The sequence below is a fragment of the Bacillus sp. CCNWLW194 genome (genome assembly GCF_037120585.1).
Lineage (GTDB): Bacteria > Bacillota > Bacilli > Bacillales > Bacillaceae_G > Bacillus_A > Bacillus_A basilensis.
Genome location: NZ_JBBBBL010000004.1, coordinates 321371 through 330669 on the forward strand (window position 1 = coordinate 321371; position 9299 = coordinate 330669).

At 30.2% G+C, this 9299-nt stretch carries 16 protein-coding genes; all 16 read right to left on the reverse strand.

Features of this window, described 5'->3' with window-relative positions:
- Positions 1-3 precede the first annotated feature (3 nt).
- The 16 genes from V7S50_RS11520 to V7S50_RS11595 all read right to left on the reverse strand — a co-directional run bounded on the left by V7S50_RS11520 (position 4) and on the right by V7S50_RS11595 (position 9299).
- Positions 4-189: a hypothetical protein gene (locus tag V7S50_RS11520; RefSeq protein WP_086877972.1), complete on the reverse strand. Its 186-nt coding sequence runs from the start codon at positions 187-189 to the stop codon at positions 4-6.
- Between the two features lie 55 nt (positions 190-244).
- Positions 245-433, reverse strand: a complete 189-nt coding sequence (locus V7S50_RS11525) for a hypothetical protein (RefSeq protein ID WP_000460991.1) — start codon at positions 431-433, stop codon at positions 245-247.
- Positions 434-471: 38 nt separating this feature from the next.
- Positions 472-1347 carry a hypothetical protein gene (locus V7S50_RS11530; protein ID WP_336376361.1) on the reverse strand — a complete coding sequence of 292 codons (876 nt, stop codon included), beginning with the start codon at positions 1345-1347 and terminating at the stop codon, positions 472-474.
- 3 nt (positions 1348-1350) lie between these two features.
- The gene (locus V7S50_RS11535; protein WP_242298941.1) at positions 1351-1842 is read right to left on the reverse strand and encodes a hypothetical protein; all 492 of its coding nucleotides are present in this window, start codon (positions 1840-1842) and stop codon (positions 1351-1353) included.
- A gap of 422 nt (positions 1843-2264) precedes the next feature.
- Complete coding sequence (locus tag V7S50_RS11540) at positions 2265-2618, reverse strand: hypothetical protein (protein ID WP_242289709.1); 354 nt, start codon at positions 2616-2618, stop codon at positions 2265-2267.
- 355 nt (positions 2619-2973) lie between these two features.
- Entirely contained in the window at positions 2974-4131 is a 1158-nt protein-coding gene (locus V7S50_RS11545; RefSeq protein WP_336376359.1) for a hypothetical protein, read from the reverse strand.
- A 241-nt stretch (positions 4132-4372) separates the two neighbouring features.
- Positions 4373-4963, reverse strand: a complete 591-nt coding sequence (locus V7S50_RS11550) for a prepilin peptidase (RefSeq protein WP_000576310.1) — start codon at positions 4961-4963, stop codon at positions 4373-4375.
- Positions 4964-5059: 96 nt separating this feature from the next.
- Positions 5060-5569 carry a hypothetical protein gene (locus V7S50_RS11555; protein ID WP_000717646.1) on the reverse strand — a complete coding sequence of 170 codons (510 nt, stop codon included), beginning with the start codon at positions 5567-5569 and terminating at the stop codon, positions 5060-5062.
- Positions 5570-5572: 3 nt separating this feature from the next.
- A complete protein-coding gene (locus tag V7S50_RS11560) occupies positions 5573-6067 on the reverse strand; it encodes a hypothetical protein (RefSeq protein WP_000025582.1) in 495 nt (164 codons plus the stop codon).
- A 187-nt stretch (positions 6068-6254) separates the two neighbouring features.
- Positions 6255-6458 (reverse strand): hypothetical protein, encoded by a 204-nt coding sequence (locus V7S50_RS11565; RefSeq protein WP_000794174.1) that lies wholly within the window; start codon positions 6456-6458, stop codon positions 6255-6257.
- 139 nt (positions 6459-6597) lie between these two features.
- A complete protein-coding gene (locus V7S50_RS11570) occupies positions 6598-6807 on the reverse strand; it encodes a hypothetical protein (protein ID WP_000794173.1) in 210 nt (69 codons plus the stop codon).
- Positions 6808-6941: 134 nt separating this feature from the next.
- Complete coding sequence (locus V7S50_RS11575) at positions 6942-7148, reverse strand: hypothetical protein (protein WP_000800239.1); 207 nt, start codon at positions 7146-7148, stop codon at positions 6942-6944.
- A gap of 162 nt (positions 7149-7310) precedes the next feature.
- Entirely contained in the window at positions 7311-7817 is a 507-nt protein-coding gene (locus V7S50_RS11580; RefSeq protein WP_336376358.1) for a hypothetical protein, read from the reverse strand.
- Positions 7780-7938: a hypothetical protein gene (locus tag V7S50_RS11585; protein ID WP_170951657.1), complete on the reverse strand. Its 159-nt coding sequence runs from the start codon at positions 7936-7938 to the stop codon at positions 7780-7782. Before V7S50_RS11585 ends, V7S50_RS11580 begins: the two co-directional genes overlap by 38 nt.
- A gap of 102 nt (positions 7939-8040) precedes the next feature.
- Entirely contained in the window at positions 8041-8250 is a 210-nt protein-coding gene (locus tag V7S50_RS11590) for a hypothetical protein (RefSeq protein ID WP_001030568.1), read from the reverse strand.
- A 116-nt stretch (positions 8251-8366) separates the two neighbouring features.
- Entirely contained in the window at positions 8367-9299 is a 933-nt protein-coding gene (locus V7S50_RS11595; protein WP_000551757.1) for a hypothetical protein, read from the reverse strand.

A 9299-nucleotide genomic window follows, 5' to 3' on the forward strand; every position in this document is an offset into this window, starting at 1 on the left:
TTTTTAAATTCCTTTAAGCTCTACAAATTTGATTTCATTATAAGGAATAACCACATTAGCAGAAACGTAATTCCCTTTTCTATTAAAATTAACTTTCTTGAATGCATTAAAAACTTCCATCGTTGTTTCATTATCCTCAGAATCAATTACCGAAAACCCACCATGCTTCAAATGAATTACTACTTGCATTTAGAACCCTCCATCTCTTTTTAAATTTCAAAAGCCATTTTAAGAACAATTTTGTTTAGTTCTTCACCTCGATTTCCTCATTTGTTGCTTTTCGTAGATAATCCTCATGAACCATCCATTTTCCTTTACGTTCAAGGAACTCCACCCATAGAATTTTAGATGTTGCTCTTATCACTCGTGCTAATCCTTCCGATTCTGGATAATCAGGATGATTAACCATGACATAATCCCCCGCTTCAAACATTAAATGCCCCCTCAAAAATCACGTTCATTCCCCCATACTTAGTTTTTATAAAACTTATAATCTGCTTCGTTAATGTCTTTTAATTCATCGTAGAATCCATATAAATCAAATTGATGTTCATGTGTTTTTCTTTCTTTTGAATAAACAGAATCTGTAATAAACTTATCTACTTTATCATGAAATGCATCGAATTCTTCATCAGACATGTTAGGATTTACAACAACACCAATATCATATCTCGGATAACAAATTATTCCTTTTTCGTTTCTATCAACAACACCAATTGCGACGATATCTTCAAACTGATATGGCAGTTTCTTAAAGAACTCAAATGTATTCTTTCTATCAGCTTCAACATTATTTTTATGAATTTGCTCATATTTCATAAACTCTTCATACTTCTGCTTTACATATTCTTCTTGTGTTAATTCAACATTTCTTGAAATCTTGTCCCAACAACCGCTATCTTCATTAAATTCTCTAATAACCTGGTAACCCGAATAAAAACCATTTTCATCTCTTGAAAAATCTTTCAATGCATCTCCATATGTTAAGGAATCTACAAAATATAACTTCGGTTTCTCTTCAATTTTTTTAACCAAATTTAAGAATCCTTCAACGTTATTAGCAAAACTTATATATGTTCTGCTTGGCTTAAACTTATCAATTAATTTTTTATGTTCCCCAAACACAGTAAAAACATTGTTCGGATACAACCAAATTGCATATTTCCAATCAGGTGTTTCTTTCAAAGTAAAATGACATACTGAACGTGTTCCCATATCAAAAACAAAATATCCGTTTAAAAACCGTTTCGTATCTACCGTGAATACTTCTTGAATTGTAGACAACAATTTTTCATGACGTTGCGTGTTTACTCGTTTCGCTGTTTTAAGTTTCATTCTTTTATTCATTGCTTATATCCCCTTTCTTTTCGTTTTTGAAATATGATAAGTATCTTTTTCTAACATAGATTTTCGAACGTAGTATCCTTTATTTATTAGATAATTCAGTGGCGTTTCATCTATTAATCTTGACTCTCTGAATTCCACAATGTAATCATTCGTACATGCATTTATGTCTATCTTTATTCCGAACAGTAAACGTAAAGCTATTTCTCGAAGTGAATTATTTAATTCCAATAATTCTACATGCTTATCAAACTGTTCTACAGTTAAGACTTCAGATAACTCTGTACATCCGTCAAAATCATAGACAATTTCTACATAATTCTCTACAATGTTTACTTCAAACACCTGGGCAATTAAATATCTATCCATAGGCATTTCTTTTTCTACACATCCTAAAGGTAGAAGCACAAGTTCCCCCTCATATTTATCCTTTGCCATTTTTAATAGGTCTGTTATCTTCTTTCTCATTCCTGATAAATACATATTTATCCACTCCACTTCTCCTATCATTCATTAAAAAAGAAATTTACTATAACTACAGTCTGCACATTCCTTGAAGAAGATACCTTTCATATTTTCATGAGGACAGAGTAATTCCAACTGCCTAAATGCCATTTTCACTTCATCATCTGCTAAACGGTATGCATGTAGTTTTTCAGCTCTGTTCCTCTCAGCATCTTCATATCTTTGTTTTGCAAGTTGAAATGCATTATCTACTGAATCCGTCTTCTTGTAAAATTGCTTCTGTTTTCATGGATTTCAAAGTTATAGTTCCCATCTTAAACGTTAATTTTCCATTAACTATAGTCAATTAATATTGTCATTCTACTACATATTTGTTCCCGCTTCAATATTTTAGTAAATTTTATTTTACAAATAAAAAAGAAGCGAATGAGCTTGTCATTCACTTCTAATCTGATTTACATCTTTTTATCGTGTATTTCTTCTTCTTCTTCGTCTTCATCAATATCTGATAAAAATATTTTTTCGAAAATAGAAAGCAGACCAATTAACATTTCAACAACTACAAAAATAATGAATAAAGGAAACCCTATTAAGCCACCTATTGCATATACCATACTTGCAAATCTATGTCCTGCTATTGATTGTATGTTCTCAAACATCTTAGCCAATCCTAAGTACATATTTTCTTCTTCATTCACATCATTCTCTATTTCCTGTGCATGATACGCTTTCTTTAAAAGGTAATGCATAAACAACATACCTACTCCCACATAAATAGATACAAAAAAAGAAGCATATACTGGGCTCATAAATATTACCTACTTTCAAAAAACACTTTAAAATGAATCTATCTGTATTTCTATTATAACAAACATGCTATAATAAAAATGAAAAGAGTCCATAGGGTCACTTCAGTTTCTCTAAGGAAGAGAAAGGATTTCTAAGGTAGTTGCGGATGCCTTAGAAAGAATAACCGCTCACTGGTAGGGCGGTTATTTTTAACTTCCTCTTATAAGCTAAACACTTATTGCATAACATAAATACTTGTGACTATTTATATAAGTTGCCTTCTTGACGGAAAAATCATGTAAGTTGCCCTTTTAATGGCAACTTTTTATATTTCAACTTCAACAATCTTAAACATATGCATGTATTTATTAAATACTAATAATTACTCCATTCATCTGGAATCCGTGGCATTAGTTCCCCTGTATATGCATCCCAATACCAAAAATCATAGGTATCTTTTAAATTATTCATAAGCTGTATTTTCTTCTCTCTATCTATTAGATACTGCTCTGTGTTTACCCCAAACACTTCTCCTACAATTTTTTTAGTAGAATCAATAATAAAATCCGCTTTATAATCATTAAACTCCAATAATCCCTCAAATGGCTTGTAAAATGGAATATCTTTATTAGTCATTTCTTCATATACTTCTATTTCGTGGCTACTTTCTGAAAATAAACCATACTTATTTACTTTAAATAAACTAAATTCCCCCAAGTATAATACTTCAGAGTTTAGTTTTTTACGATGCACGAATCCACTAATAATCATAGTTCCGTTTACAACTCGTTCATTTGTTAATTTATCGTCAAGTACATCCTTTTCTGCAAAGAAAAAATGTTTTTTGCCAAAATTGTCTACACATTGAACCTTAACACCATATTCTTTCTCTTCATAATCTATATACTTCATATAGATAAACAAACTATCCTTTTTAGGATTTAATGTTTTTACTTTTGATTTCTTAAACCATAAATCCCCTAAAAATTTCTTTTTACTTGATATCTGTATTTGACCACTCATTGCAAATATCTTTTTCCCAAACTCTTCTATACTCACTTTTTCTTTTGCTTGAAAATATCTGTATTTCTTCCAAGTCAACAAATTTAATCTTGTGCAAAAACCTCTTATTGTTACTTTACCTTCAACCTTTTTTGTTGAAGCATTATTTCCCATATTAGATGTAGTACCAATCCTATCGTCTACAGGAAGTGTTTCCTTTTTATTCTCTGGAATTAGACCAACAAGATTTGCAGTATAAACTATTTTACCATCTTGCATCTCTTCTCCCCAACCACTTTTATAATCAATTGGTTGATAATCATGATGTTTATAACAGTCTATATCATGAACTGCTCCATTTACCGCATTATATATTTTTAAATCTGAACTGATTTTTTGTTCTATATCCTCTTTCCCACAACAACAAAACATAAGAATGTTATTGTTCTCTCTTAATTTCTTTTTCTCTTTATCTGTTATAGTGGCATAAGAATACACTTTTATTACTCTTTTTGTTAAAATATCTACCACCTTAAATGACCCATTCATTTAAACATCATCTCCTCATCTGTCTTTGATTATGTAAACGTTAACTTGCTTGTCAAACATAAAAATCCACTAAAGCCCCAATATTAATAAGTATAACAAACACTATAAAACAAAAGAAAGAAACAGCAACAAAAACCCCTCCGAAACATAAACCTATATACAAAACATTTTAAAATTCCATTTATAAAAAACAATTAAAATAAAAAGCAGTCATATAGACTACTTATACAAGTAATGTTGCAAGTACACCAATAATAAGGAATGGTCCAAATGCAAACATATCATCTTTTTTACTTTTCTTAAAAATCATTAACCCTACAGCAAATATAGATGCTGTAAAGAATGCATACATCAATAGTTGAGGAATTTGATTATAATGAAAGAACAACCCAATTGCCCCAATAAATTTAATGTCTCCTCCACCTAAAGCACCTGTTAATAGTGCCAAGAGTAGAAATCCTACAAAAAGTGAAATAGCTGTTATTACATAAGGAATAGGGGTCTCTATCCTCCATGCTACAAGATAAACAACACTTAACAGGAATACCAATACATTTAATCCATCAGGCAAATCTTGATACTTAAAATCTATCACGAATAATGCTGTAAGAATAATAGACAGAATCATTAACAACCATGCATAAGGAATGAATCCAAACTTCATATAGATAAGCACATAAAAGAGGCCATTTAAAATTGCACTCATTAGATGTTCTTTTTTATGAAAACTATATTTTTCATATACTTTACTTACACTCCATAACATGCAAGCTCCAACTAACATCCCCAATAATCCAATCACTATAAAAATCATTTCTATTTTACACCTCCATAAATAAAAAAGCACCGCATCATACGGTACCTTATTCATTACAATTATATTTTTTATGAAAACTATAGTCAATAAAACTTAGAACTGAGCTTGACTGACTGCTACCTTTCTCATTGTCACTTCATTAAATGTGAAGAATAATCCTTTTACAGGTATTTCAGCATAAATAATTACACTTGTTTTATTTACTTTTACGTTATCAATAGGTGTTTGAACTGTTTCAATTCCCTTTGGGTTATTAACAACATATGTTTTTATATTTGGTTTTTTAGAAACAATGCTCCCTTTTAAAGGCATATAATTGTCATCTAAAGATAAGTCATTTTTTATAATTCTCTTTATCATAGCATCTGCAACCTGCTTATCTACTTCTAATACACCTTCTGATATTTTTTGGTCATTTAACAGTGTAATGGCAGATGAACTTGCATTATCCAAAGTATTTTTAATTTTTCTACTTGAATCTAAGTAGTGTGGTACATCTATAGATAGAAACATAATTAAAGGTAATAATACGGAAATAATAAGGATGACATATACGGAAGTCACACCCTTTTTATTCTTAATGAGATTACATATTTTCTTCAATTTTTACCACCTCTCTGACATTACAGTTTCTTTAAAAATGTAAACATTACTTGATTTATCTTTATAATTAAAGAATGCAAATGCTCCTAATAGTCCTTGTTTATTCGCAGGTAATGTAACAGTAATTTCAATAGGGTCTTTGCTATCTTTTTTTATGTAATTCAAGCCTTCTCCATTAATAGGTGTAACACCAATACAATTTAATCCACCTGTATATGTTTTAGCTATTACCTTTACATCCTCCCGTTTATATCCCTTTTCTTGCATTTTCTTATAGAATATTTCTAAATCACTATTAATCGGTTCTGATTGCTGATTTGTTAGTCCCCCCTGCACTTTTGCTTTCTGTGCAAGAAGATGTACTTCTTTTTCCAATGTTAGTTTTGGATACATATAACTAATAAATCCTATCCCTAAAAATACAACGATTAAAATCGCAGACATACTCACGACAGCTTCTATAGAAACAAATCCTTTTATTCGTTTCAAAATACTCATTATATACTAACCTCCCTTGTCCAACACGATATTTTATAAAGTTTATGTTATATAATATATTTTTTTGTATTATTTTATTTTATATTGATACACTACTAATCTTTACTATATGTTGTTGATAAATTAAAAAACTATAGACATAAAATATCTATAGTTTTAATCATTCTATTCAATTTAGTAGTTTATATTACTTCGTGCTTGGGTCTACTACTTTATACTGATTTGTTGCAGTATCAATATTCGTCATCGCTTTATCTGTAACTGTATTCCCTTTGTTTTGGAATAAAATTACCGTTGCTACACCTAAACCGATAATTAAACCTGCTACAATAATTGTTTCAATTGATACATATCCTTTTGAGTTTTTAACTTTTTTTAACATATTTTTCATTTTTACATTCCCCCATTTTGGTTTTTATTTTTGTTTTTTTTTTTGTTTTTCATTCCTTTAATCCCGTGCGAGCTATTACCCTCATCACCAGACGACCTTTCGGAAGGGTCTTTCGTCTCTATTTAAATGACTACGGTAATTAGTTAGCCCCTTTATTTGGGTCAACTACTTTGTATTGGCTTGTTGCAGTGTCAATATTCGTCATCGCTTTATCTGTAACTGTATTTCCTTTGTTTTGGAATAAGATTACTGTCGCTACACCTAAACCAATGATTAAACCTGCTACGATAATTGTTTCAATCGAAACATATCCTTTTGAGTTTTTAATTTTCTTTAACATATTTTTCATTTTCGCATTCCCCCATTTTCTTTTAAAGTTTATTTTTAGCTCCTTTAATCTTGCATAAGCTTTTATCCCTATTACAAGACGACCTTACGGAAAAGTCTTTCTTCTATACGATAATTTTTAAGTAGTTTTTTACCTTATTGTTTCGCACTTGGGTCAACTACTTTATATTGATTTGTTGCAGTATCAATATTTGTCATCGCTTTATCTGTAACTGTATTTCCTTTATTTTGGAATAAGATTACTGTTGCTACACCTAAACCAATAATCAGACCCGCTACGATAATTGTTTCAATTGATACATACCCCTTAGAATTTTTAATTTTACGCATTACATTTTTCATTAAACATCCCTCCATTACATTTTTTTATTATTATATATTGATTCATCTGCGTTATTCGCTCAAACCACTTAATACCTGTCTGAGCTTGACGAATCATTGTTTTTTTGATTCATAATATCTTATATGCTTTTACGCAACTTAATATTCAGTTGTAATGTTATATCAATGGTTCAATACTTGTTTAAAAACATCCACAACAATTGGATTTGGCATGTAAAACTTATCTAATTCAATAAACTCTCTCAATCTACTATCATTCAGAAGCATAGATATTCCTATCATTATTCCTACACTCCTACTTTGACCTGCATTGCAATGAACAATAATTTCGTCAAATTGATTTTGATTTATTAAATCTATAACGCTTATGGCCATATCTTTATTAAATAAGATAAATCGTTCTTGGCTTGGCAAACATTCTCTAATATCATGAAAATACAATTCCATGACAGAATGGAATTCAGCTAAATGGTTTACGTTATAAGGAATTCCGTATTTTTTATATTCTGGCTCTAAAACACGAATTAAACAGGCGTTTTTACCTCTTGGCTTATACCTTCTAATCTCGTAATCATTTAATATCTTATAAATCATTTTTTCTTTACAAATATTCTTGTAGTATTCTTCTCCATCACGCTTCATTATGTCTTTGATTCTTGTTATCCCCATATAATCCCCCCTCGTTTTCATTCCCCTTTTTATTAGTTATTTCGATATTCTTTTTAAGAATATCTCTAAAGTGAGATACTTTATGCTTTTCTACATAATCTATTACTTTTTTGAATTCCATAAGCACCCTCCTTTTCTTTCACTCCATCATTCTATGCAAAAAAGACAAGTTACATAATGTAACTCATCTCTAATTATGTCCAATGCTCTGCGTATCTTCACATCAGTCCTTTATTATCCCTTTTCTTCCTAAAATATATTCGATATATAGGCATAATGTTAGAACACCTGAGAACAATAAAGTTCTTTGCCCTAATAAAATCCACTCCGTTTCCCCTATCGGCATTCCATTACTGAGAATATATCCAATTATAAAGCCTACACTATACAGTGAAAAACTTATTGCAAACGTTCCTAAAACACATTTATTCATAAAATCAATACCTCCTTTCATCTAATCACAACAGTATAATATTAAGTTTTTAAAGATTGATAGCGAATAAAAAAGATGAGATATCTCATCTTTCAGGTTTAATATATTCCTTTTCGTTAAGGTCCCGCAGGAGAATCCAGTAAGGAACTTCCGTACATTGCAATTGGAATCAGTCCTAATAGAATAACAGCCAAGAACGGAATAAATAAAGAAGCTTGAGAGTACACAAGATTGGATAAATCTTTGCTTCTCTTCAAATTATTCGTGTGTTCGATAATCTCTTGCATGTTATTCTCCAATGATTGAATCCCATCTTCTCGTGAATACTCATTGAACTCAGATAAAATACGCATTGTATCCATGAATTTCGTTCCTGCGAACGATTCTTCTAAATATCTAAATCCTTCTTTTTTATCACGAACATAAATGCGATATCCTACCTCAAAAATACTCTTATATCTCGTTTTTGTTTTTGCTAATGAATATAGCACCTCATTAATGGGTCTTTTTGAGCGAAGCATTAAGATAATAAATAATTGCAGAATTGGTAAGTCTTTTAAAAACGAAAATTTATTCTTTTTTGCTTTTCGCTTTAACCAAAACTTAGGAACTAAACATAATAGCAGTAAGATTGCTCCCACAATGAATTTAAACTTAATTACACCATCAGGACTTTTCATCGTTTCTGTTAAATCAATGTTGAATAAAAGACTTACTAAAAAAGTGATATTATCCATGAGCATAACTAAAATGAAAAATACTACTAAAGACATCATTAAAATAGCTATTTGTAGCGTTGTGAACACTCGATAGTTCATTTTCTTTGAGACATTCGCTTCCATAATTAAACGGTTAATATCTTTTACTTTTTTATCGTTTGTATCTGTTTGGATAAACCATTTAAAAGGTACTGCAAATGATAAAATATGCAATGTGTTGGACCAGTCATTCATAAACGGCTTTTCCATTACCCTCTTTTGAGATGTTAGAAAATGTAGTCCAATCAAAGCAAATGCAATCAGTAACGGAAGAATATAAAGATTATGCAT